22 protein-coding genes are annotated in these 23,457 nt (G+C 44.7%); 12 read left to right on the top strand and 10 right to left on the bottom strand.

Translation table 11 applies throughout. From position 1 onward, the window contains the following. Positions 1–14 precede the first annotated feature (14 nt). Positions 15–1,109, bottom strand: a complete 1,095-nt coding sequence (locus V1467_RS02310) for a helix-turn-helix domain-containing protein (RefSeq protein ID WP_416307188.1) — start codon at positions 1,107–1,109, stop codon at positions 15–17. Positions 1,110–1,247: 138 nt separating this feature from the next. Here V1467_RS02310 and V1467_RS02305 point away from each other — a divergent pair, with 138 nt between their 5' ends. Then, complete coding sequence (locus V1467_RS02305; RefSeq protein ID WP_416307187.1) at positions 1,248–2,255, top strand: serine hydrolase domain-containing protein; 1,008 nt, start codon at positions 1,248–1,250, stop codon at positions 2,253–2,255. 51 nt (positions 2,256–2,306) lie between these two features. Here the strand turns inward: V1467_RS02305 and V1467_RS02300 are convergent, their stop codons facing one another. Continuing rightward, the gene (locus tag V1467_RS02300; protein WP_416307186.1) at positions 2,307–3,170 is read right to left on the bottom strand and encodes a YicC/YloC family endoribonuclease; all 864 of its coding nucleotides are present in this window, start codon (positions 3,168–3,170) and stop codon (positions 2,307–2,309) included. A gap of 131 nt (positions 3,171–3,301) precedes the next feature. Between V1467_RS02300 and rph the strand changes: the two genes are divergently transcribed. From rph to tusA, 3 genes are read left to right on the top strand one after another with little or no spacing between them, the layout of a single operon-like run. Beyond that, positions 3,302–4,015 carry a ribonuclease PH gene (rph, locus tag V1467_RS02295; protein WP_416307185.1) on the top strand — a complete coding sequence of 238 codons (714 nt, stop codon included), beginning with the start codon at positions 3,302–3,304 and terminating at the stop codon, positions 4,013–4,015. A gap of 10 nt (positions 4,016–4,025) precedes the next feature. Continuing rightward, complete coding sequence (gene pyrE, locus V1467_RS02290) at positions 4,026–4,667, top strand: orotate phosphoribosyltransferase (RefSeq protein ID WP_416307184.1); 642 nt, start codon at positions 4,026–4,028, stop codon at positions 4,665–4,667. After that, positions 4,657–4,908, top strand: coding sequence for a sulfurtransferase TusA (gene tusA, locus V1467_RS02285; RefSeq protein ID WP_416307183.1), 252 nt, complete (start codon positions 4,657–4,659; stop codon positions 4,906–4,908). The genes pyrE and tusA overlap by 11 nt, the downstream gene beginning before the upstream one ends. Positions 4,909–4,930: 22 nt before the next feature. Here the strand turns inward: tusA and V1467_RS02280 are convergent, their stop codons facing one another. Beyond that, positions 4,931–5,458 (bottom strand): DUF1285 domain-containing protein, encoded by a 528-nt coding sequence (locus tag V1467_RS02280; RefSeq protein WP_416307182.1) that lies wholly within the window; start codon positions 5,456–5,458, stop codon positions 4,931–4,933. 1 nt (position 5,459) lies between these two features. After that, positions 5,460–6,320 (bottom strand): DUF3014 domain-containing protein, encoded by an 861-nt coding sequence (locus tag V1467_RS02275; RefSeq protein ID WP_416307181.1) that lies wholly within the window; start codon positions 6,318–6,320, stop codon positions 5,460–5,462. Between the two features lie 242 nt (positions 6,321–6,562). Between V1467_RS02275 and V1467_RS02270 the strand changes: the two genes are divergently transcribed. The 4 genes from V1467_RS02270 (at position 6,563) to pyrC (ending at position 11,534) form a co-directional block, all read left to right on the top strand. Continuing rightward, on the top strand, positions 6,563–7,798 hold the full coding sequence (locus tag V1467_RS02270) for a sterol desaturase family protein (RefSeq protein ID WP_416307180.1): 1,236 nt from the start codon (positions 6,563–6,565) through the stop codon (positions 7,796–7,798). 39 nt (positions 7,799–7,837) lie between these two features. Continuing rightward, complete coding sequence (locus V1467_RS02265) at positions 7,838–9,307, top strand: diguanylate cyclase (RefSeq protein ID WP_416307179.1); 1,470 nt, start codon at positions 7,838–7,840, stop codon at positions 9,305–9,307. A 343-nt stretch (positions 9,308–9,650) separates the two neighbouring features. Continuing rightward, positions 9,651–10,439, top strand: a complete 789-nt coding sequence (locus tag V1467_RS02260) for a PEP-CTERM/exosortase system-associated acyltransferase (RefSeq protein ID WP_416307178.1) — start codon at positions 9,651–9,653, stop codon at positions 10,437–10,439. A gap of 60 nt (positions 10,440–10,499) precedes the next feature. After that, positions 10,500–11,534, top strand: coding sequence for a dihydroorotase (gene pyrC, locus V1467_RS02255; protein ID WP_416307177.1), 1,035 nt, complete (start codon positions 10,500–10,502; stop codon positions 11,532–11,534). Positions 11,535–11,678: 144 nt separating this feature from the next. Here pyrC and upp read toward each other — a convergent pair whose 3' ends face one another. The 3 genes from upp to V1467_RS02240 all read right to left on the bottom strand — a co-directional run bounded on the left by upp (position 11,679) and on the right by V1467_RS02240 (position 14,346). Further along, positions 11,679–12,308 (bottom strand): uracil phosphoribosyltransferase, encoded by a 630-nt coding sequence (gene upp, locus V1467_RS02250; protein ID WP_416307176.1) that lies wholly within the window; start codon positions 12,306–12,308, stop codon positions 11,679–11,681. 118 nt (positions 12,309–12,426) lie between these two features. Then, entirely contained in the window at positions 12,427–12,984 is a 558-nt protein-coding gene (gene ssb / locus V1467_RS02245; protein WP_416307175.1) for a single-stranded DNA-binding protein, read from the bottom strand. A gap of 15 nt (positions 12,985–12,999) precedes the next feature. Further along, positions 13,000–14,346, bottom strand: coding sequence for an MFS transporter (locus tag V1467_RS02240; protein WP_416308635.1), 1,347 nt, complete (start codon positions 14,344–14,346; stop codon positions 13,000–13,002). Between the two features lie 248 nt (positions 14,347–14,594). Here V1467_RS02240 and uvrA point away from each other — a divergent pair, with 248 nt between their 5' ends. From uvrA to V1467_RS02220, 4 genes are all read left to right on the top strand, one after another. Next, entirely contained in the window at positions 14,595–17,429 is a 2,835-nt protein-coding gene (gene uvrA, locus V1467_RS02235; RefSeq protein ID WP_416307174.1) for an excinuclease ABC subunit UvrA, read from the top strand. Positions 17,430–17,446: 17 nt separating this feature from the next. Continuing rightward, positions 17,447–17,842, top strand: a complete 396-nt coding sequence (locus V1467_RS02230) for an acyl-CoA thioesterase (protein WP_416307173.1) — start codon at positions 17,447–17,449, stop codon at positions 17,840–17,842. A gap of 131 nt (positions 17,843–17,973) precedes the next feature. Further along, a complete protein-coding gene (locus tag V1467_RS02225; RefSeq protein WP_416307172.1) occupies positions 17,974–18,633 on the top strand; it encodes a methylamine utilization protein in 660 nt (219 codons plus the stop codon). A 4-nt stretch (positions 18,634–18,637) separates the two neighbouring features. After that, positions 18,638–19,885 carry a hypothetical protein gene (locus tag V1467_RS02220; RefSeq protein ID WP_416307171.1) on the top strand — a complete coding sequence of 416 codons (1,248 nt, stop codon included), beginning with the start codon at positions 18,638–18,640 and terminating at the stop codon, positions 19,883–19,885. 3 nt (positions 19,886–19,888) lie between these two features. On the opposite strand, the gene V1467_RS02215 is transcribed toward V1467_RS02220, so the two are convergent. The 3 genes from V1467_RS02215 to V1467_RS02205 form a co-directional block, all read right to left on the bottom strand. Continuing rightward, positions 19,889–21,508 (bottom strand): methyl-accepting chemotaxis protein, encoded by a 1,620-nt coding sequence (locus V1467_RS02215; RefSeq protein ID WP_416307170.1) that lies wholly within the window; start codon positions 21,506–21,508, stop codon positions 19,889–19,891. A 235-nt stretch (positions 21,509–21,743) separates the two neighbouring features. Continuing rightward, positions 21,744–22,205, bottom strand: coding sequence for a DUF3299 domain-containing protein (locus V1467_RS02210; protein WP_416307169.1), 462 nt, complete (start codon positions 22,203–22,205; stop codon positions 21,744–21,746). Next, complete coding sequence (locus tag V1467_RS02205) at positions 22,202–23,437, bottom strand: MFS transporter (RefSeq protein WP_416308634.1); 1,236 nt, start codon at positions 23,435–23,437, stop codon at positions 22,202–22,204. The genes V1467_RS02210 and V1467_RS02205 overlap by 4 nt, the downstream gene beginning before the upstream one ends. Between the last annotated feature and the right edge of the window lie 20 nt (positions 23,438–23,457).

The following is a 23,457-nucleotide window of genomic DNA, read 5'->3' as shown; positions in this document are numbered from 1 at the left end:
AGGCGGATTAACGCTTACCTAGATGCCTTGCGAAATTCGGAAGGCGTTTGGTTTACATAGTCCTTGAAGACCCGGTTAAATGACGCCTTGCTGTTAACCCCTGACTCCAGCGCAATAGACAGAATGTCCCCGTTTGTCTGGCGTAAATCCTGTTTAGCTTTTTCTACCCGGAAGTAATTTACAAATTGATTGAAATTTGGGGTGTTGCTGAGGCGAATTGCCTGGGCGAGCTCATCTTCACCTATGGCGAGCGAGCTGGTGACATCCACCAGGCTTAATCTTGGTTTTAAATACAGTTCCTTGGCCTTAAAGCTGCTGATTATTTCACTCGCCTGTTGCAGGTTATAATTCTGATTGTATTGCACCATCGCCGTTTGAGGCATTTTCGGATAGGTTCTCTCCCCCTGACTAATCACAATCTGCGACAGCAGGAACACACTGATACCCAGCGTAAAATAAAATGGGTATTCAGCCTGATGATTCAATATGGTAATAAAGATGTCGGTAATATCAATATAAGCCCAGTACAAGGCAATCATCAGCAATAGCCACAATGAATGACTGAGCCAACTGGTATCCAAATCTGTCTTCACTGAACTATTATCTGCCAGCCATTGGTTGTACTGGCGATTCATGACAAATACCCAAATAACGCTGATAGCAATTAATGCCACTGCGACTAAAGTGAACGCTGAATCGAATATAGGTTCATGCCAGTGTACTACCCACCAATCTTGACTGGCGGAAGGCAGGCAATACAACACCACCCGATAGATGAGTTCTGTTAGTGGAATAAACATAGAGTATTTAATTGCTTTGGGCGTTTGCTGTTTGGTCAGCACTGCGTAATACAGCATAACCAAAGGACCCACTGCCGTTTCAAAAAAAATGGGCATGTATCGCAGTGCCTCCACGGCACCATAGACACCAGCAAAACCCAACACATCGGGCAGTATTAAACCAATAGTCGTTAACAATAGTAATACCAGAATGCGATTTGCTTGCTGTTCTTCTTGTCTTAACAGCAACATGACACAATTAATGCTGAGCATCATGATGATTACTGCAAGTGCGACTGAATGCCAGTTAAAGAAGTTTATTTCACTCATTTGAGTCCTGATGATCCAATTTGAGACAGGTCTCAAATTATTTTTTTAAGTTTTTCATAAAGTTGAGACGATCTAAGCATTGTTGCCATGCAAACATAATTGCCACTTTGTAATGCCAATTTAAGGGGCGGTAGTCTGATGTACAATATTAAATTCAAATTTTTACTGGTTTTATTGCTGGCAGTTTTGAGTCAGCAACAGATCGCAAAACCTGTGTTCGCAGATGAAAGTAGAGTATCGGCTGCTAGCCAGTCAGTTGTCATCAGCCAGGCTTGGCTGGAGGGAAATACGACCAATACAAAGGTCGAGAATGGTGATGCCTCGACTATTTTTCAGGCTGGCTCTATTTCTAAATATATCTGCACGCTGACGCTTGCCGATTTAGTCGCAAAGAAAAGGTTATCTTTTAACGATACGCTGAACACGTTACTGCCGGAATTTATCCATCCAGATGCTGATAAAATTACCCTGGCTAACATTTTATCAAATCGTTCAGGCTTAACCACTAAACTAAATCAGGTGCTTAAAGCCGAGCCGGAGTTTGTTAATTCGAACGCAAGCGCAGTACAGGCCGCCAATAAACTGATAAGTAAAAAGTCGGGAGCCACTCCGGGACAGCAATTCGATTATTTGACCATCAACTGGGTGTTGGTGCAGGCGATTTTAGAACAGGCAGAGCATAAACCTATTGCAGAAATTCTAGAAAATCGGATTTTTAAACCTGCTCAAACCCGCAATACCAGTGTGTTTGTACATCAGATTACCAACAGCGATGCGAGAATTAATCAGACCAAAGCGCGTGGGATGCCGTCCTTTTTAGCCTGTACCGGTGGTGTTGCGTCGACACCCACCGATTTATTGAAAATCTCGCAGTTTCATTTTACATATTTTTCCGCCGATATAATCAAACAAATAACACAGGTTTACACCGATGAGCAGCATTATGCATTTGGTGGCAGATATCAGAATTATCAGGATTCAGCAGGTCAGTTACACTTTTTAAGCATGCAAACAGGAAGCAATGGTCCCTTTAAGTCTGTTTTAATGTATGACCCTGAACGAAAATTGGGTTATGCCTTAATGGTAAACTCGGAAGACGTCGATCGTGCTGCATTTAAACAACAGTGGCTGGATGAACATTATTAGTTGAATACAACATTAGAGCCCTAACACCTAACAGCAGGGCTTTAATGGATATTACTCAATATTCTGGATCTGCTCGCGCATTTGTTCAATCAACACCTTAAGTTCCACCGCAGATTGGGTGATATCGTTGCGTATGGCTTTGGAGCCGAGGGTGTTGGATTCACGATTAAATTCCTGCATCATAAAATCCAGTCTGCGCCCTACCGCACCGCCTTTTTTAAGAATATTGCGAGTTTCTTTGATATGGCAGTTGAGGCGGTCCAGCTCTTCGGCCACATCTATTTTTTGTGCCAGCATCACCATTTCCTGCTCTAAACGTGTGGCGTCCAATTCGATTTTGGCTTCTTCAAAACGGCTAGTGATTTTTTCCCTTTGCCATTCGACAATAGTGGGCATCTGTTCAGCCACTTTGGCGGCTTCAACCTCAATACCGTCCAGGCGTTGTTCGATCATAGTTTTTAACGACTCGCCTTCGGTGGCGCGGGCGTCGATAAAATCTTTAAGACAGTGATCAAATGCTTTAATCAAATCGGCTTGAATGCTGTCCATATCTGCTTCTTCAGCATTCATTACGCCTGGCCAACGCAGAATATCGACCGGATTAACCCCGCCTGACTGGCCATGAGATTGTACCCAGTCTGCGGCGGTCATCAATTGCTTGGCCAAATCATGATTGAGACTTAACTTACCTACTGCTGCATCATTGGCACTAAAACGTAGCGCGCATTCTACTTTGCCGCGCTGTAACTGTTTGCGAAAGCGCTCTCTTAACACCGGTTCCATGCCGCGAAACTGTTCCGGCAGGCGAAAATAGGTTTCCAGAAAACGTTGGTTAACCGAACGTATTTCCCATACGGCAGTGCCCCACTCGGCTTTAAGTTCATGTCGTGCGAAGGCGGTCATGCTGTATATCATGGGTTTAATTTCCGTTTAGTAAGAATGAGCAGGCAGTATACCAAGTTGTTGAGCCAGCGCGAACATTTGCGGTTTTGTGGCTGGCATAAAGCAGTTATAATCGTCGGCCATATTTATCTGAAGGAATTACCATGCGCCCAAGCGGAAGAACTGCCAACCAAATACGTCCTGTTACCTTTACCCGAAATTTTACTTGTCATGCAGAAGGTTCTGTATTGGTGGAGTTTGGTAATACCAAGGTGTTATGTAATGCCTCGGTAGAAGAAGGGGTGCCCCGTTTTATGAAAGGTCAGGGCAAGGGTTGGGTAACGGCTGAATACAGTATGTTGCCACGTTCTACCCATACCCGCAGCGATCGTGAAGCAGCTCGCGGTAAACAGGGTGGCCGTACCCTCGAAATCCAGCGTTTGATTGCCCGTGCCCTGCGCGCGGCGGTTGATTTAAAACTGCTGGGTGAAAATACCATTATTGTCGATTGTGATGTGATTCAGGCCGATGGTGGTACCCGCACAGCTTCTATCACCGGTGCCTGTGTAGCGTTGGTGGATGCATTAACCTATATGCGCAGCAAAGGTATTATCAAAACTAATCCGCTTAAACACATGATTGCGGCGTTATCTGTAGGGGTTTACAAAGGTACGCCGATTGCCGATCTGGAATATCTGGAAGATGCAGCGGCAGAAACCGATATGAATGTAGTGATGACCGATACAGGTAAACTGATTGAAATTCAGGGCACGGCTGAAGAAGAACCGTTCAGCTTTGACGAAATGCAGGAAATGATGGAGCTGGCCAAACATGGCTTGCGTGAAATATTTGATCTGCAAAAATCGGCGCTGAATTAAGGAGCTATTGATGCAGGACTATCAACGCGAGTTTATCCAGTTTGCGGTGGAACGCGGCGTATTGCGTTTTGGCGAATTCACGCTTAAATCGGGACGCACCAGCCCCTATTTTTTTAATGCCGGTTTGTTTAATACCGGTCGTGATCTGGCGCGCTTAGGCCAGTATTACGCGGCCGCATTAGTCAATGCCGGGATTGAATACGACTTGCTGTTTGGTCCTGCTTACAAGGGCATCCCTATTGCCACAACCACCGCTGTGGCACTGGCAGATAAACACGATATTGATAAACCTTATTGTTTTAATCGCAAAGAAAAAAAGGATCATGGTGAAGGCGGTTCGCTGGTGGGCAGTCCATTACAAGGCCGAATTATGTTGGTCGATGATGTGATTACCGCCGGCACCGCTATTCGGGAATCGATGGAAATTATCCAGGCTAACGGTGCAGAGTTGGCTGGTGTATTAATTGCTCTGGATCGTCAGGAAAAAGGTAAGGCTGAATTATCAGCCATTCAGGAAGTTGAGCGTGATTTTAATACCCGGGTTGTATCCATTGTCAGTTTGAATGATTTAATCAGCTATTTGCAGGATCAGCCGGAAATGTCCGAACATCTAAACAGCATTAAGGCTTATCGTCATCAATATGGCATCTGATTGTTATTCCCAGGCGGATCATCAGTTGGATGCCATGGGCTTGCGTTGTCCTGAGCCGGTGATGATGGTCCGTTTGGAAATTCGTAAAATGCAGCAGGGTGAAACACTGGCGGTACTGGCCGATGATCCTTCTACTACCCGGGATATTCCCAGTTTTTGCCGTTTTATGGATCATCAGTTAGTCAGTAGTGATACGGCTCAAAAACCCTATCGCTATTTGCTCAAAAAAGGGATGGGCTAACTTCAAGCCAGCTCGCAGACGTTTACACTTCACCCAGGGTAAATTGATACTCGCCACTTCTAATCAGTAGATGGTCACAGCCTTGCCAGTGACCAATACTGCCTGCTGCCGCCAGTTGATAAAATACATTCTGGTGCAACCTTGCCCATAACTCGTCACGGATCAGGCAGTAAGGAATTATCTCTCCGGTTAAGTTATGCCTTTTTAGTTCCACCGGATGTTGTTGGTTAACCGGCACTTCGTCGCCCAGCGACGTGGTAAAATACAAGACTCCCTGTAAGTTATTCCATTGGGTGACCACAAAGGGAACATCCTCAACCCGGATAATGACTTTTTCGACCGGTGTTACCAGCATATATTGTTCGTTTTCCTTACGTAACACGCTGGCAAAAAGCTTAACTAGTGACATACGACCAATCGGGGAGCCGACATAATGCCAGCTACCATCCTGTTTAATGACCAGATCGATCTCTCCGCATAAGGGCGGATCCCATTTATCCTTGTTGTTGCTGCTATCGGCAAGCTGTGCTTGCAGATTGTTCAGTTCCATTTTATTCCGTCTGATTTAGTAACGCTTTAATATCCCGCAATTTAGCTTTAATCAGGCGCATATTTTCCGGCCCAGTGCGTAATAATTGCTTTTGTACTGGAGAAAGAGCTTCCAGCCTCGGATCAACATACTTATACATTACACTGTCGGTGGTGACCTCGATGGGGGTGGGAACCTCAGGCGTATTTAGCAAGTGCTCTATTGCCTCTTCCACTACAGTAGCAAATGGTTGGCGGGTTGAACCGACCTCGGCATACTTTTCTGTCATCGCCGGTAGATAAATTTCAAATAGTTCTACCAGTTTTTCAGAATCCATTGAGGTAAAAATGTCGGTGTAAAGGCTATATCGCTTATAACTGGACGTATCGATCCATTGCCTGTCGGCCTGCTGATACACCTTGAATTTTTGTTTGGGCGGATTTAACAAACGATGACTGTTGGCAATTTCGTGATTAGCCAAATTGTCGGTAAACACCACAAAACGTTCCAGCAAATCGTTGTTCACCATAACTTGCGGTAACGCCTCATAGTCAGATGTTTCGGTAATCAGCTGTTTGATTGTGCTGTCTTTAATATCAACCGGTTTAGGCGGCTCAGGTTCAATATTCTCCGGTTCGCCCATATCCTCGGTGTCAGGTGCAGGTTGTTCGACTATATCTTGCGGTTCGGGCTCTGGCTCTACCGTTTCTGGTTGTACCGGTTTAGGCTCAGGTAACGTAACAGGTTCTGACACGACAGGCTGCTCCGGTTCTTTATCCGTATTCCATAAATATAAAGCCGCAACCAGTATTACCAATAAAGCGGCAACAAACAGGTATGGGAGCATGGAGCGGCGAGAGGTGGAATTGATGTCGTCAGTCATATCATTAAGCCTTTTGTCATCGAATATATACTAGTGAAGACCACAGATTAATCAAATAGTTGAAAAATTTCATCCGCTATTGCACATATTTATTGTTATGAAACAGCGATATAAAGCCAACAATTACTTCAGAGGCATGCCTTGCTTGAGTTATAGACAGCGAAAGGGCAAATCTTTACACTGGATAAAAATTAATCCAAAAGTAACGTGGCTTACTTGGATGGATTGATCAGCAAGATCTGATGAGATATGAACTGATGAGCTATGTATTATTTGCAATTCCCTTTTTCTTTCTGCTAATCGGCCTTGAACTGGTACTTGATAAAGTTCGCAATACCCAATATTACAGGCTGAATGATGCAGTTAACAGTTTGACGATTGGCGTTATTAGTCGAATGAATCAAATTGCCCGCAGTGTTATTCCCATATCCATGTATGCGTTATCAATTGACTATATATCGTTGACAACCCTACCGGATGCACCTTGGGTATGGGTTATGGCCTTTGTTTTGTATGACTTTTGTTATTACTGGAATCATCGGATGGGGCATGAAATAAATGTACTCTGGGCCGCTCATGTGGTTCATCACTCCAGCGAAGAATACAACTTGACCACAGCCTTAAGACAAACCAGTGGAGGTTTTGTCGGCTGGATATTTTATTTGCCGATGGCATTGATAGGGGTGCCCGTCACCATACTCATCACCGTCGGTTCTCTTAATCTGATTTACCAGTTCTGGGTACATACTCGTCATGTACCCAAATTAGGCTGGTTTGAATGGATTTTTGTTACGCCTTCCAATCATCGGGTTCATCACGCACAAAACCAGGTTTATATTGATCGCAATTATGGCGGTGTATTTATTCTATGGGACAGGCTTTTCGGTACTTTTCAGGAAGAACTGGAAAACGAACCACCCATTTACGGGATTAGAAAAGCCTTACATAGCTGGAACCCCCTATGGGCGAATGTGCATGTCTATGTGCAATTAGCAAAAGACAGTTTTCATACACGCAACTGGAAAAACAAGATTGCAATCTGGTTTAGACCCACAGGTTGGAGACCGGCCGATGTGGAACAACAATATCCGTTACCAAGAGCAGATTTGACCCAGTTCAAAAAATTTGACATAAATTTGCCAGTACCGATCAAGTTCTACGCCGCAGTACAGCATATTTTAACTTTAATTATCGCAGTCTTATTTTTAATTAATTACCAGAATATGCCGGAACTGGAAAAATGGCTGGTTCTAGGGTTTGTGATTTTTTCCAGCTTTTCAATTGGCGGTCTGATGGAAAAACGTCACTATAGTCTGGCATTGGAGTGGATTAAAAACATACTGGCTTGTGCTGCATTAGCTTTATATGATCTGCCCAACTGGTTTGAATGGGTAATTGGGTCCGCCACCGTCTTGAGTTTTTATTTGTTGTGGGTAGCGACAAGAGAACATCAGCCGATATCTGAATCAGCTGTTTAAATAACCAAGCCATCTGGATATGCGTTGAACATTTTGACCATGAATAAAGTTACAACCTTATCTATCAGTTTGTTGATGGGCTGTTGTTTGCCATCTTCCATACTGCTGGCGCAGGAAATTACTCTTAACCAAGAGGAACAGAACTACCTTGGTCAACACCAGAATATCAATTATTGTATCGACCCTGACTGGTTACCCATAGAGGGCATCGTAGACGGTCAGCACATAGGATTATCGGCAGACTACATCGCCATTTTCCGCCAGCGGCTAGGTATAGAATTTACCTTAGTTCCCACCTCATCATGGCTCGAAACATTGAGTGCGCTGGCGCAAAAGAAATGCGACATGATCCCCATGCTTAACGCCAGTGTTGAGCGAGAAAAGTATATTGATTTTACATCCGTTTATGTCAATGCGCCTGCCGCACTGGTTTCTTTAAAGGGCAACGGAGATATTAAAACCCTGAGCGATTTAAATGGTAAAACCTTAGCCATCACCAGTGGTTATCGATATCAGGAAATTATTTCGCGGGATTATCCGGATATTACTCTGGTGTTAGTCGACTCGGAAAGGGAAGCAATCAAGTTGGTTTCAAGAGGTCATGTTCATGCCATGGCCGGGTCGTTACTTTTTGTGATCCAGCAAATAGAAAGTCTTCAATTATCCAATTTAATTATCACCGGCGCCCCTAATCTTTACGATAAGCTCAGGGTGGGCATTAGTCCCGAAGAACCCCTGTTACACGACATTATGGAAAAAACCATCGCGTCAATTGACAATACTCAACGCGACGAAATATTGAGGCGTTGGGGAATTGTTTCTTACAACGAAGGCGTAGGGTTAGCCGATGTATGGATTTGGATTGTATTAGGTCTGACCACTTTGCTACTACTGGCTTACAGGTACTATACCTTGGCTATGCATAGTGTAACTTTGGACTCTAAAAACTTCGAACTGGATTTGAAGAATCAGGAGCTAACCAAGTTACAAGATCAACTCAGAAAACGTAACAAGAAACTGGAGTATTTGTCCACTCATGATTCGTTAACTGCGCTGGTTAACCGGAATTTTTTTGAAGACTCAGTTTTAAGGGAGCTTAATCGTTCAATCCGGCATAACACCAGTCTATGTTTAATATTAATTGATATGGATAATTTTAAATCCGTTAATGATACTTATGGCCACAGTGTGGGTGATCGGGTATTAATTGAAACCGCTCAAATTTTGAAAAAACAGGTTCGCAGTATTGACGTAGTAGGACGTTGGGGAGGCGAGGAGTTTATCATCCTGTTACCGGATACCGTTTTAAACGATGCCACAGCATTAGCTAAACGAATTTGCAAAGCCGTAGCAAGTCATCATATCGAACCGGTTGGCAAAATGACCTGTAGCATTGGTGTCTCTTTCTTTAAAGACGGCGATTCACTTGATACTGTTTTTGTAAATGCCGATAGGGCATTATATCAAGCAAAAGAAAAAGGCAAGAATACAGTTGAAATTCAGCAATGACAGCCATATAGAAACATATGTTAAATAAATGTATCTAATTTGATACGGCTTATATAACTGAAAAATATAGTTTTTTTATTCTCAGCGATGAGGTGTCGGCTTTTGCAGACAGTTTAAATTAACGTTTGGTTGGAGATAACCAGCGGCAATGCTTTAATTCTTTGTTTTATATGCAGAAAAATACAGTGGCACGATGTTTGATTACCCATAGCGGTTCATCGATGTATTGAAAGCATAAATGTCAGTACCCAGATAGATTAAATACGCTATGGAAAGGCTCGCTGGCACCTGTATTTTGGTGTTGAAATTATAACGTATAAATAAAACGGTAACGAAACAGCTGATGCAGTTAGCCAATAATTCGATAATATTAAAAGAAACTAATAAACACGCCACACAACCTATCGCGCTGAATCCACATATTCGGCGTTTTTTCGATTACTTCTCGCTAGAATCAGGGTTCAATTATCAACAAGACCCGCAAAAAAGCACTGATGTATATCGCCTACGTCACAAAGTATATTGTGAAACACTCGGCTACGAGCCAGTTAATGCAACTGAACAAGAGCAAGACGAATTTGATTTGAGATCAGATTATATATCCATAGTTCATGATACCAGCAATGAAACAGTTGGCTGTACCCGTATCATAAACTGTCATGAAAACAGCGATTGTTTACCTGTAGAGTTGTTAAGTTGCCAGAAATTATATGAAGGAGCATTACATCCCGGCAATTTCCCCAGACAACATATATGTGAAATATCAAGATTAACCGTTGATAAAGCTTTTCACCCGATAAAAGACAGGAATTTAACCGGCATCAGTTTGGAGCAATCAACCTATCCCTATATCAATCTTCATCTCTATCTCAGTTCACTAAAGCATGCTGCAGATAGTGGACGGCCCCATGTATACTTACTATCGGAACCGAAATTGGTGCGTAGTATGCGAATGGTAGGATTAAGAATTGAGCCTATCGGCAGCTATGTCGCTCACAAAGGATTACGCCAGCCTTGTTATATTGATGCCCAGCATTTTATGGATAATCTGCCCGTACAATTTGAACAGATGCTGGAACGGATAGAACAACAGATGCCAAATATTATGACAGCCAGGGCCGTCAACGCATAAGCGGTTGCTTGTCATCTCAGGTGACACTACAATCCCTGTCCTGAAATTAATGGGGGCAGCATGAGCGAAATTACGATTCAAACACCAGACGACTGGCATCTTCATTTTCGTGACAACGATATGTTACTTGAAACAGTTCCGGCAACCGCCCGCTGTTTTCAACGCGCTATTGTGATGCCCAATCTGGTTCCTCCCATTACGACCGCCGAGATGGCAGTGAAGTATCAGCAACGTATTTTGGCGGCCCGTCCCCAAGGCTCATCATTTGAGCCACTGATGACAATTTATCTAACTAACAGTACCAGCGAAGCTGATATTGAAGCAGCAAAGTCCGCCGGAGTAGTCGCAGCCAAACTATATCCAGCTGGCGCGACCACCAATTCGGATGCCGCCGTTACCAATTTAGCGGCCATGACGCCTGTATTCGAGAAGATGGAAGAGTTGGGGTTGTTGTTACTGGTGCATGGAGAAGTCACCGAACAGCACATCGATATTTTTGATCGTGAAAAAGTTTTCATCGAACAAAACCTGAGCAACATCGTCACTCGGCATCCCAATTTGAAAGTTGTGTTTGAGCACATCACAACAGCCGACGCAGCTGATTTCGTGCTTGAAAGTTCAGACAAAGTTGCCGCGACTATTACTCCACAGCATTTAATGCTGAATCGTAACGATTTGCTGGTTGGAGGAATAAGACCGCATAATTACTGCCTACCAGTATTAAAACGTCAAACTCATCAGCAGCGTTTGCTGGATGTGGTCCAAAGCGGCTCTGCGAAATTCTTTTTAGGTACCGACTCAGCACCACATGAGAAACACCGTAAAGAGTCAGCTTGTGGCTGTGCAGGATGCTATAGCGCCTGGAGTGCTATTGAATTGTATACGCAAGTGTTTGATGAATTAAATGTGCTCGATAAATTAGAAGCCTTTGCCAGCCATCATGGAGCTGATTTTTATGGACTACCGCGAAATAACGGGACTATTACGCTGGTAAAGGAAGACTGGCAGGTACCGGCGCAAATTAAACTACCCGGCGGCGATGATATCGTGCCATTCTACGCGGGCAAAACAGTACACTGGAAAGTTAAAGGCTAACAATATTAATTACGTCAAGGCGCAGAAATCACAAAGGAAAAATGAATTATATTGTGTTTTTCCTTTTCCTGGCGACTTCAGCCCTCTGCGCGGACATGTTTTTATTGTTAGCTCCACGCCCACAAATCGCGGCGTCGTTTTCTGTTAACGGGTACCAAATATTTTATCACCAGCATCGCCCAGGCCAGGCAGTATATAACCCTGGTCATTCAATCTCTCATCAATAGCCGCGGTATAGATATCGACATCGGGATGCAGTCTAGTCACCGCGGCAATACCTTCTGGCGCCGAGACTAAAAACAATCCCATAATATGCTTGCAACCCTTTTGTTTAAGCAGGTCGATAGTAGCAATCAGAGTACCACCTGTGGCCAACATCGGATCGACAATTAACGCCGTACGCTCTTCAACATCTTTAACCACCTTGTCAAAGTATGCCACGGGTTGCAGTGTTTCTTCATTCCGGTAAAGGCCAACCACACTGACCCTGGCACTGGGAATTAATTGCATAACTCCATCCAGCATGCCTAGACCTGCGCGCAAAATAGGCACAATGGTGATTTTTTTACCTTTGATCTTTTTTACCGAAATTGGTTTGCCTTGCCAGCCGTTGATACTAACGGTCTCTGTTTCCAGCTCGCGGGTGGCCTCATAGGTTAGCAGGTTACCCACTTCGCTGGCCAACGCCCGAAAGTTTTTACTACTGATACCAGCCTCACGCATTAATCCTAATTTGTGCTGAACCAGCGGGTGATTAATTTCTTTGACGGCCATACTGTTTTCCCTATTCTTTGTTAATCGATATTGCTTCGACTAACCTCTGTTTACCAATAAAAAACCCTGCAAAACAGGGCTTTATATTTTATATCGAGTATTTGCAAAGCGTACCAGCCTAGAACGGAATATCATCGTCAAAATCAAAATCAGGCTCAGCCATTGGCGGCGTATTCTGCTGCGCCGGAGGATTTTGTGGACGACTTTGCTGCGCTTGCCCCCCTCCCTGATTCGGGTACTGCTGATATTGTGCTTGCGGGTTCTGTTGTGGCTGCTGACGCTGCTGATTCTGTTGATAACCACCGCCTTCAGACTGACTACGGCCACTACCGCCACCCAACATTTGCATCACGCCGTTAAAAGGATCCAGCACGATTTCGGTAGTGTAACGATCCTGACCTTGCTGATCTTGCCATTTGCGAGTTTGTAATTTACCTTCAATATAAACTTGGCTACCTTTTTTCAGGTATTCACCGGCAATTTCGGCCAACTTGCCAAACATAGATACGCGGTGCCACTCGGTCTTTTCCTGAATTTGGCCGCTTTGGTCTTTCCAGCTTTCCGATGTCGCCAGCGTTAGGTTAGCCACCGCTTTGCCATTTGGGGTATATCGAACCTCGGGATCCTGGCCGAGATTACCTACCAAAATGACTTTATTAATTCCACGACTTGCCATGTCTGCTCCTGATTATTATGGTTCACCAGCTATCTGTCTGGCTTGCTGCAAGTTAAATTTTTGATCCTCGACTTTAAGATAAGCGGTCTGCTCTTCAAGGATTATTGTGACGTCTTGTACGCCGCTTAAGGCGGTTAATTTTCGGGCGATTTGCTGAGCCGTTTCCTGCTCCAGATTCAACGTAAGTGTATAACGTTTTAGGTGTCCTGATCCATTCAATCCTGTCAATAAAGGTAACCACAATATACAAACTAGTAACGCCAGAGCAAATACCACCTGACCACTTAGCTCCTGATTGATAATGCCGGCCAAGGTGCCACCTAAAAATGCACCAAAAAACTGGAAGCTGGCATAAATCCCCATTGCCGAGCCTTTTTTACCGGCAGGTGCAATACTGGAAACCAGTGACGGAAAATTAGCTTCTAAAAAATTAAAGCCAATAAAAAACAATAGCCCCAATCCCATCAGTACTGAAAGAGGTAAGTCTAACCAGACAAAGCCGGCGAAGGATAGCGCCAGCAAAACAATTGCCAGTTGCAGCGGCTGTCCCGGCTGCAATCTTTTACTCAAACTCATCAGAATACCTAAACCGGCCACCGACAAAATAAGGATCGGTAAATACAATTCCCAATGTTTGGACAAAGGCCAACCGGCTTTACTAATTAATCCAGGCAGTTGAGTAAACAACAGTGTAATCATCATATGCAATAACAACACGCTGATATTGAGGCGGATAAGCTGCTTGTCTGAAACAAGTGATTTAAGATCAGACAGAATGGGTAAGGTATCACGGCTCGGCGCCATATTGATGGCATCCGGCACCACAAAATACACCAGAGGAATAGCCAATATGCCTAATATTGCCGTCAGGTGAAAAATACCACTTAAGCCAAATTCGCTGGTAATAATGGGGCCAAGAATGACCGCCAGATAAAATGAGAAACCAATAGAAATACCAATTACAGCCATCATTTTGCTACGCTGGCTATCTCGGCTAACATCACCGGCCAATGCCATCACCGCACCTGCAATAGCCCCGGCTCCCTGAATAACCCTGCCAATCACTACCCAGGTCAGAGATTCGGCACTGCCAGCAATCCAGCTACCCAGCACAAACATAATAAGACCGCCAATAATAACTGGTTTGCGTCCGATTCGATCTGACAGCATTCCCATCGGAATCTGCAACACAGCCTGAGTCAATCCGTAACCACCAATAGCCAATCCCACCAACATGGGAGAATAATCCGCAAAATTCTGACCCAATACGGCGATCACCGGCATCACCATAAACAACCCCAACATCCGTAAAACGTAAATGGAGGCGAGTGATATGGCGGCTTTTATTTCTAATTTATTCAACGGTTTATCAAATGCAATTGGAAAGGTCGCGAATTTTAGCATATTCATACAAACGCCAAAACCATCTTACCCGCTAGCAACCGTTAAATTATCGTAAAATGGTTTGCTGTGTTTGTATCCGTCAATAAGCAGTAAATTTGCCAGTTATTATTCTTGTTCATTTATGCACAGATGGATTTGTTTAATAGAATTGATCTGGTTGAGTATGCGATACTGGATCTTTTCACTTTTCGGCTATTCAAGGCGTTATGGATAAAATAGAAGTTCGCGGTGCCCGCACCCACAATCTAAAGAACATCAGCCTCGATCTACCTCGTGATAAATTGATTGTCATCACCGGGTTATCTGGCTCAGGCAAATCATCTCTGGCCTTTGATACCTTATATGCAGAAGGTCAACGCCGTTACGTTGAATCCTTATCCACCTACGCCAGACAATTCTTGTCGATGATGGAAAAACCCGATGTAGATCATATTGAAGGGCTTTCGCCGGCCATTTCGATTGAACAAAAATCCACATCGCATAATCCCCGCTCCACTGTGGGCACCATTACCGAAATCTACGATTATTTACGTTTGCTGTTTGCCCGTGTTGGTGAGCCACGTTGTCCGGAACACAAAGTACCACTGGATGCGCAAACTGTTAGTCAAATGGTCGACCGGGTGTTAGCCCTGCCGGCTGACAGCAAGCTTATGCTACTAGCACCTATTGTGCAGGATCGTAAGGGCGAACATATTAAAACGCTGGAAAATTTGGCGGCGCAAGGCTTTATCCGCGCCAGGATTGACGGCGAGATTTGTGATCTGTCTGATCCTCCCCCACTGGACTTGCATAAAAAGCACAGCATTGATGTTGTGGTTGATCGTTTTAAAGTACGTGAGGATATCCAACTGCGGCTGGCGGAGTCTTTCGAAACCGCCCTGAATTTGTCCGCGGGTACCGCCAGAGTGGCCTGGATGGATGAACCGCAAAAAGATGAAATGGTTTTCTCGTCCAATTTTGCTTGCCCCCATTGCGGCTATAGCATGACGGAACTGGAACCTCGACTGTTCTCGTTCAACAACCCCGCCGGCGCCTGCCAAAGTTGTGACGGTTTGGGAACCAGCCAGTTTTTCGATCCACAACGCATTATTACTAACGACGAACTCAGTTTGTCTGGCGGTGCAATCCGTGGCTGGGACAAACGCAGCTTTTACTATTTTCAGATGTTGCAAGCCGTAGCCGAACATTATCAATTCGACCTGTCACAACCTTTTGCGCAGATGGATAAAAAAGCTCAGGATTTGGTGTTATTTGGCAGCAAGGGGACATCGATTAAATTCAAATACATCAATGATCGTGGCGATGTCATAGAACGCAAGCATCCCTTTGAGGGGATCATCCCCAATATGCAGCGGCGTTATAAGGAAACCGAGTCCAACGCGGTGCGAGACGAACTAGCCAAGTATCTTAGCCAACAGCCATGCCATAGCTGTGGCGGAACAAGACTGCGTGAAGAAGCGCGTAATGTGTTTGTTACTGAAACCACACTACCGGCTGTCGCTGATATGTCGATTGCCGACGCACTGACATTTTTCAACCAAATCGAACTAACCGGCAAGCGGGCACAAATTGCCGAGAAAATTCTTAAAGAAATTAACGACCGATTAAGCTTTTTGGTCAATGTGGGGTTAAATTATCTGTCCATGTCCCGCAGCGCCGATACCTTATCCGGCGGTGAAGCACAACGTATTCGTCTTGCCAGTCAGATTGGTGCAGGTCTGGTAGGCGTCTTGTATGTATTGGATGAACCTTCAATTGGATTGCACCAGCGTGATAACGAACGCTTATTGACAACGCTGAATCATCTGCGTGATTTGGGCAATACCGTTATCGTAGTGGAGCATGATGAAGATGCGATCCGCGCCGCCGATCATATTGTCGATATTGGCCCAGGCGCCGGTGTGCATGGCGGCGAGATTGTCGCGCAAGGTAATCTGGATGATATAAAAAACAATCCTGCCTCATTAACCGGCAAGTTTCTAAGTGGCGTAGAAAAAGTGCAAGTACCTGCCGTACGCACACCAATTAGCGAGCAAGGCTGGATCGAACTTAAAGGCGCAACAGGTAACAATCTGCAAAACGCTGATTTACGCGTGCCGATTGGTTTAATGACCTGTGTTACCGGTGTGTCAGGATCAGGTAAATCAACCCTGATTAACGATACTTTCTATAAAATTGCTCATCGCGATCTCAATGGTGCTACCACCGGTGAACCAGCACCGCACCAGTCTATTAGCGGGCTGGAAAAATTGGATAAAGTCGTCGATATCGATCAAAGTCCGATTGGCCGCACCCCACGCTCCAATCCCGCCACCTACGCGGGTATTTTCACCCCAATTCGGGAGCTATTTTCCGGCACTCAGGAAGCCCGTTCACGCGGTTACAAACCGGGACGTTTCAGTTTTAATGTTAAAGGCGGACGCTGTGAGGCCTGTCAGGGTGACGGTGTAATTAAAGTAGAGATGCATTTCCTGCCCGATGTATACGTCCCTTGTGATGTATGTAAAAGCAAGCGTTACAATCGCGAAACACTGGAAATACAGTATAAGGGCAAGAATATTCATCAAGTACTGGAAATGACGGTAGAAGACGCCCGCCAGTTCTTCGATGTCATACCCGCAATTTCACGTAAGTTGCAAACCTTGATGGATGTAGGTCTGTCATATATTCGCCTTGGCCAGGCTGCAACCACTCTGTCTGGCGGTGAAGCCCAACGTGTGAAGCTGGCCAAGGAGTTATCCAAGCGGGATACCGGCCAGACCTTGTATATTCTGGATGAGCCAACAACCGGCCTGCATTTTCAGGATATCAAGCAGTTGCTTGAAGTACTGCATCGCTTGCGTGATCACGGTAATACTATGGTGGTGATCGAACATAATCTGGATGTGATTAAAACCGCTGACTGGATTGTCGATCTGGGACCGGAAGGTGGTTCCGGTGGAGGACAGATTATTGCCGAAGGTACACCGGAACAATTGGCCGAAATGGCGCAATCGCATACTGCCCGTTTTCTAAAACCATTACTTAACCAGTCTCGCTAAGACATTAAGGAGTAGCCATGCTTTCGGAGCATTTTAAAGTGCGTTTTTACGAAACAGATGCACTTAAGCATGTCAGCAACACCGTTTTGGTAGGGTGGTTTGAAGCGGCTCGCGAGCCTTTATTTAAACTTTTTAATGACGAACTCGATCTGGATAACTGGCCCCTGATTTTGGCCAGTTATAAAGTCGATTTTATAGCACAGATTTTTTACGGCCAGGAAGTCGAAATAAAAACCGCTATCAGCCGCTTGGGGAATAGTTCATTCGAGGTGTACCAGCAAGTCTGGCAAAACAATAAACTCTGTGCCGAAGGCCATACTACGATGGTCCATTTTGACTATCAAAGTCAAAAATCTGCACCTATTCCCGCCGCTATAAAACAGCAACTACAAGGGCTAATAGCGCATCAATAATCTATTTACAACTGCGGTTAAGTAGGAAAAATATTTGCGTTATCAGTAACTTTTGAATTAATTTAGCTTTGAATCGTTCTTGTACACAGCCAAGATCAACACGCTACAACTAGTAAGGATTGGCTTTCGATATGCGGCAAACAGTTTTTATCATACTACTGGTAGCGACCCTTTATTTTGCTTGCAAAGCTCATGCGACTCGAATTGAAGTATTGGTGAACAGTTCCAACGAGGTGCCATTATCTAATATTGCGGTATATCTGGAACCCGTTGATAAAACGGATATGCCGGTTAAAGCAGCACCAAAAGACCATAGTGCAATTATGGATCAGATTGATAAGCAGTTTAAACCGCATATATTGGTGGTGCAAAAATCAGCCTGGGTTAATTTTCCCAATTCCGATTCAATTAAACACCATGTTTATTCTTTTTCTGACGCCAAGTCTTTTGAATTAAAACTATACAGCGGTGGTAGCGCGTCATCGATACAATTTGAGCAAACCGGAGAGGTCGCATTAGGCTGCAACATTCATGACTGGATGCTAGGCTATATCTACGTTGTTGATACCCCCTGGTTTGGTAAAACCGATAAACAGGGTAAAGTTACTTTGAACGTCCCTGCCGGTGAGTATCAGTTGAAATTCTGGAGTCCCTTGCTCAAACAAGCAGATAAGGGCTTTTCCAAACTAGTGCAGATACAGCAGGATACAACCACCACACTCATACTCAAAGATGAGTTGCAGCCTGCTTTGATCGATTATGAAGATACCGATGAGCTAACAGGTTACTGAGCCTATGCCCAACTTGTCGCCTAAAATACTCACCTTAGCTATTGTTGTAAGTACATTAATATCAACAGCAACGGTTGAAGCAGCGGAAATAAAGGGCCTGATAGAAGGCGGTTACGTCGATGCCCAATACGACAAATCCTGGCTCAACAGTTGGATGGAAGGAGGGGTGGGCGTTCTGCGTTTTAATCGGGATGATCGATTTGAATTTTCACAGGCTGCTCTTGAATCCAATGGTGATCTATTCAGTGACATCAGTTATCAACTGGTCGCCAACTATTACCCCGATGGTGATAGCCACATAGGTTTAACCGAAGCCTTTGTCACTTACGCACCATTAAGCCGTGATTTAAAACACCAGCTAAAGATCGGTATGTTTTATCCGGCAATGTCGTTAGAAAATGTCGATACCGGCTGGAATAGCCCTTACACTTACAGTTTTTCCGCTATTAACGCCTGGATTGCAGAGGAAATTCGGACCATTGGTGCCGAATGGTCCGTCACCCGCTCTGGCAGAAAATACCATAGCCCGCACAGTTTTACCGCCGTTGCCTCGGTATTTAAAGCCAATGATCCGGCCGGCACCCTGTTAGCCTGGCGAGGTTGGGCCGTACATAACCGGCAGACCCTGCTTAACGAGAAGATCTACTTCGCTGATTATTTCCAGTTTGGTGCATTTGACAAGCCCTTCCCTGATTACCTGACAGTCACCGAAGAAACAGATGGACGCTGGGGTTATTATGTCGGTATCAACTGGCGATACTTGCAAAGTACCGACCTGCGGGTTTATTACTATGATAACAATGCTGATCCGCTAACAACGGAACCTAACTGGCAATACGCATGGGAAAACCGTTTTACTTCCGTCGCGTTGCAGCACAAGTTCAATGCGGACTTTCGCATACTGGCGCAATGGATGAAGGGTGAAACTGGTATGGGTAGTTGGGATAAAGGCGTATATACCGATTTCTCATCCTGGTATCTATTAGGCAGTTACCAATGGCAACAGCATCGTTTTTCGGTTCGTTATGATAAATTTGATGTCAAAGAGACCGATAATAATCCTGCCGATCCGAATAATAGCAACGGTGACAGTGTCACTGTCGCCTGGCGTTACGATCTGGATAAAAACTGGAATGTGGGTGCCGAATGGTTACATATCACCAGCGATAACCAAAACCGGGCATTGTGGAGTAACTGGACTGCCAAACATACACAACGACAAATAATGATGCTGATTCAATATCGTTTCTAGCTTTTAAACCTTGAACTGACGTGCAATGGCTTCAAGGCTGCTTGCCAACTCAGCTAGTTCGGCACCGGCTTCGGCTAGTTTCCCTGAACTACTGGAGGTTTCTTCGGTACGCTGATTAATTTCATCAACATGGCTAACGATAGTATGGGATACAGTTTGTTGTTCCTCGGTCGAGCGCGCTATTTGGTCGTTCATCTGACTAATACGGCTGATAGTTTCAGTAATTGCCGACAAGCTGCTGCCAGCTTTATTGGCGGTTTCGACACTTTTTTCTGCCCGTTCAATTCCCTTGTCCATAGCCGACACGGCCAGTCTGGCCGCATTTTGCAGTTGTTCAATTGTGGTCTGGATTTCTTCGGTCGATTTTTGCGTTCGCGATGCCAGAGTACGCACTTCATCCGCTACTACGGCAAATCCACGTCCCTGCTCCCCCGCTCTGGCTGCTTCTATTGCCGCGTTCAAGGCCAACAAGTTTGTTTGCTCGGCAATGCCTTTGATCACATCCAGTACCACACCCACCTGATTGGAATCTGATTCCAGCTTCTGGATCACTTCACCGGTTTCTTTGACATTATCGGCCAGATTCTGAATACTGCTCACGGTGCTATCCACCACACTTTGACCATCTATCGCCGCACCGGATGCGTCACTGGCGGCACTCGATGCCTCAGCGGCACTTTCTGCCACGGCGGCAACGGACGTACTCATGTCATCCACAGCTCGCTTGGCACTGTCGGCAGAACGTCGTTGCACATCAATAATCTGATTGGTTTCGTCGGTCAAATGATTCAAATCCTGAGCCAATTTTGATAGCGGTAAAGTGGTGTTAACAATATCCCGGACCACACCTTGCAATTTCTCCATAAATTGGTTGAACCATTTTACCAGTTCGCCAATTTCATCTTCGGCTTTGGTCTGGATCCTGACAGTCAAATCGCCGTCTTCCTGGGCAATATCGCGCAACGAATTAACCACTTGTACAATGCTGCCTTTAATACCTTTCACTATAGGTATGGCTGTTGCGAACAACAAAAAAGTCGTCACTACGCCCATAATAATGCCCAGATAAATGACCGAACTGGCAGCATCATTAGAGTCCTGAATAGCGTTTTCAAAAGCACTCAATCTATCGGCGGTAAATTTCTTCAAATTAACCGTCGTCTGTTCAAAACCGCTATTCATCTGCGCTGACAATTCACCTATCTTGGAGAAATCAGCGGTATTGTTCACCATCGACTCGGATACCCCATAAGCAACATTGAAATATTCATCAAAACTGTTCAGGATCTGGTTTGCTTCGGCGCTTAGCTTGGGATTAATCGATTTAAGCTGATTCAGGTTATCACGGGTAGATTCTGCGTACATTTTGGCATTGCCCAATGCTTCCTCATCGCCGGTAGTCACCGCACTGCTTAGGGTGTCTCGCACCTTCTCCATCAACACCAACGCCTGATTACTGGTCTGCAACGCAGGGAATTCAATACTTTTTGCGTCTTCCAGTAAACTGACGTTATTCAGCGAAGTATGAGTAGAAATGATGAGATAAATAATAAAACTGACAGTACCAATGATCGGGATCAGAAATATTTTCTGAGCAATAGACATACGCAACATAAAATTCATTCGGACTTCAATCCTTATGCTGAAAAGGAGCTAATCTTTCGTATTTAATGGCGCCTGTTGAGCTTTGGCGTATCAACATTGGCAATGTTGATAACAAAAATAAAAGATTATTAACCTCTTATATCGACAGAAAACCTTTAATATTTAACGCTTTGCTTTATGCAAACCAATATTAGTCAAGTTTCATCCAGAATGAAAATTCTGTCCTGCTTATCGGATCAGCCAGCGATTTAAATTAACCGTCGTAAGGAAGAACATCTGTTCCCGCAAGGCTATAACCTACGGTAGCAATATCTCCGGACCATTGTTGAGTGGATAAAGTACCCACAATCCAGATGGGATCATATAAATTTTCGATCTTAATCCCTTTGGCAAAGGTCACATGGACTATCTGGTTAGCCGGTGGGGGTGGAACATGGATGCAAGCGCCAAAATAAGGTACCAGTAAAAACTCGGTCAGACTGTTTTCATCACCTTCCAGTGGCACCACAAAGCCGGGAATTCTGACTTCCAGTCCGTTGTATTCCGCCACCACAGGGGCATGCTGAGATTGCTGACCATTGCTGCTATTGGCGTTGTGATCAACCTGCTGTTCTGGTTGTACATAATCCTTGGGCACCAGATCTTCCCAGAACAGTTCCTTGGTTTCAGCCATACACAACATGGGTAACAAACAAAGTAATAGTAGTTTTTTCATTTTGAGATCTGCACTTCGGTCGGGTTCAACACAAGACCAGGGGTATTCGCCCAGCCAAATAAATTACAGCTTACCTCAGCCCCCGGCATCGGGATACGAGGAATATTAAGTGCCAGCACAAGTGAACAGAGGGTAAAACCGGTACCAATCATAAACACCAGCGCGGGAGAGGTTAACCATACCATGCCTAACAACGCCGGGATAATGACCGCTGCAATATGATTAATAGTAAAACTGACGCCTGATGTTGACGCTATATCACGGGGGTCGGCAATTTTTTGCAAATAGGTTTTCATTGCAATTGCCATGGCAAAGAACAAATGATCGATAACAAATAATGCGCCAGCCAGGATGGCATTTTCTACGATAGCATAACCACTAAAGAGCATGGCCAGACCCACATATTCAATCACCAACGCGTTACGCTCACCAATCCGGCTGATCCATTTACCAATAGCCGGGGCAAATAGCAGATTGAATACATAATTGATCATAAACAACAAACTGATATCGCCCACCGAATAACCGAACTTTTCGACCATCATAAACGCGGCAAACACCACAAAAATTTGTCTGCGGGCGCCACTGAAAAACGTCAGGCAGTAATACAACCAGTAGCGCTTGCGCATTAATAACTGTTTGTGCTGAGTAGAAGGCTGTTTAAATTGGGGGAAAACAGCCCATAACAAAACACAGATAATCAATCCCGCTCCACCCGCCAACATATACACAGTGTTGTAACTGATCGCCAAGCCTTCCATCAAGATCCAGATCAGCGCATAAGCCAACAAGGAAGCAAAACCTTTCACCGCCAGTTGCTTGCCCATAAAATGGGCGCTGTCCTCTTTGCTTAACCATTGCAAGGTCAGCGACTGGTTAACGGTTTCGAAATAATGAAATCCGATCGACATTAAAACAGTGGTGCAATACAAACCTATTTCAAACGGAAACCAGCCGGTTATGGCCACTCCCACCGACATCAAGGCCAGTGAAATTAGTGCAAAATGTTGCTCTTTGATGACCAGTAAAACAAATACAGCGGTAAAGGCCAGGAACCCCGGGACTTCCCGCAAACTCTGCAAAATACCGATTTCCGCGCCGCCAAACTGGGCTTTTTCAATCACAAAGTTATTCAGTAACGCATTCCACACCGAAAACGTTAGCGGCATCACAAATGCCATGGCTAACAACAAGTACTGGGGATTATGGCGCAATGCGCGGAAAGCTGACATGGATAGTATTTTCACTCTTA

This window comes from Neptunicella plasticusilytica (assembly GCF_047922965.1).
GTDB classification, from domain to species: Bacteria; Pseudomonadota; Gammaproteobacteria; order Enterobacterales; family Alteromonadaceae; genus Neptunicella; species Neptunicella plasticusilytica.
Note: the sequence above shows the minus strand (reverse complement) of the source record. Positions and strands in the feature narration are given on the sequence as shown.

What these genes read in the sequence shown, in the direction of transcription:
- V1467_RS02310 (WP_416307188.1), bottom strand. Translation starts at nt 1,109, where the DNA reads ATGAGTGAAATAAACTTCTTTAACTGGCATTCAGTCGCACTTGCAGTA.
- V1467_RS02305 (WP_416307187.1), top strand. Translation starts at nt 1,248, where the DNA reads ATGTACAATATTAAATTCAAATTTTTACTGGTTTTATTGCTGGCAGTT.
- V1467_RS02300 (WP_416307186.1), bottom strand. Translation starts at nt 3,170, where the DNA reads ATGATATACAGCATGACCGCCTTCGCACGACATGAACTTAAAGCCGAG.
- rph (WP_416307185.1), top strand. Translation starts at nt 3,302, where the DNA reads ATGCGCCCAAGCGGAAGAACTGCCAACCAAATACGTCCTGTTACCTTT.
- pyrE (WP_416307184.1), top strand. Translation starts at nt 4,026, where the DNA reads ATGCAGGACTATCAACGCGAGTTTATCCAGTTTGCGGTGGAACGCGGC.
- tusA (WP_416307183.1), top strand. Translation starts at nt 4,657, where the DNA reads ATGGCATCTGATTGTTATTCCCAGGCGGATCATCAGTTGGATGCCATG.
- V1467_RS02280 (WP_416307182.1), bottom strand. Translation starts at nt 5,458, where the DNA reads ATGGAACTGAACAATCTGCAAGCACAGCTTGCCGATAGCAGCAACAAC.
- V1467_RS02275 (WP_416307181.1), bottom strand. Translation starts at nt 6,320, where the DNA reads ATGACTGACGACATCAATTCCACCTCTCGCCGCTCCATGCTCCCATAC.
- V1467_RS02270 (WP_416307180.1), top strand. Translation starts at nt 6,563, where the DNA reads ATGAGATATGAACTGATGAGCTATGTATTATTTGCAATTCCCTTTTTC.
- V1467_RS02265 (WP_416307179.1), top strand. Translation starts at nt 7,838, where the DNA reads ATGAATAAAGTTACAACCTTATCTATCAGTTTGTTGATGGGCTGTTGT.
- V1467_RS02260 (WP_416307178.1), top strand. Translation starts at nt 9,651, where the DNA reads ATGCAGTTAGCCAATAATTCGATAATATTAAAAGAAACTAATAAACAC.
- pyrC (WP_416307177.1), top strand. Translation starts at nt 10,500, where the DNA reads ATGAGCGAAATTACGATTCAAACACCAGACGACTGGCATCTTCATTTT.
- upp (WP_416307176.1), bottom strand. Translation starts at nt 12,308, where the DNA reads ATGGCCGTCAAAGAAATTAATCACCCGCTGGTTCAGCACAAATTAGGA.
- ssb (WP_416307175.1), bottom strand. Translation starts at nt 12,984, where the DNA reads ATGGCAAGTCGTGGAATTAATAAAGTCATTTTGGTAGGTAATCTCGGC.
- uvrA (WP_416307174.1), top strand. Translation starts at nt 14,595, where the DNA reads ATGGATAAAATAGAAGTTCGCGGTGCCCGCACCCACAATCTAAAGAAC.
- V1467_RS02230 (WP_416307173.1), top strand. Translation starts at nt 17,447, where the DNA reads ATGCTTTCGGAGCATTTTAAAGTGCGTTTTTACGAAACAGATGCACTT.
- V1467_RS02225 (WP_416307172.1), top strand. Translation starts at nt 17,974, where the DNA reads ATGCGGCAAACAGTTTTTATCATACTACTGGTAGCGACCCTTTATTTT.
- V1467_RS02220 (WP_416307171.1), top strand. Translation starts at nt 18,638, where the DNA reads ATGCCCAACTTGTCGCCTAAAATACTCACCTTAGCTATTGTTGTAAGT.
- V1467_RS02215 (WP_416307170.1), bottom strand. Translation starts at nt 21,508, where the DNA reads ATGAATTTTATGTTGCGTATGTCTATTGCTCAGAAAATATTTCTGATC.
- V1467_RS02210 (WP_416307169.1), bottom strand. Translation starts at nt 22,205, where the DNA reads ATGAAAAAACTACTATTACTTTGTTTGTTACCCATGTTGTGTATGGCT.
- V1467_RS02205 (WP_416308634.1), bottom strand. Translation starts at nt 23,437, where the DNA reads ATGTCAGCTTTCCGCGCATTGCGCCATAATCCCCAGTACTTGTTGTTA.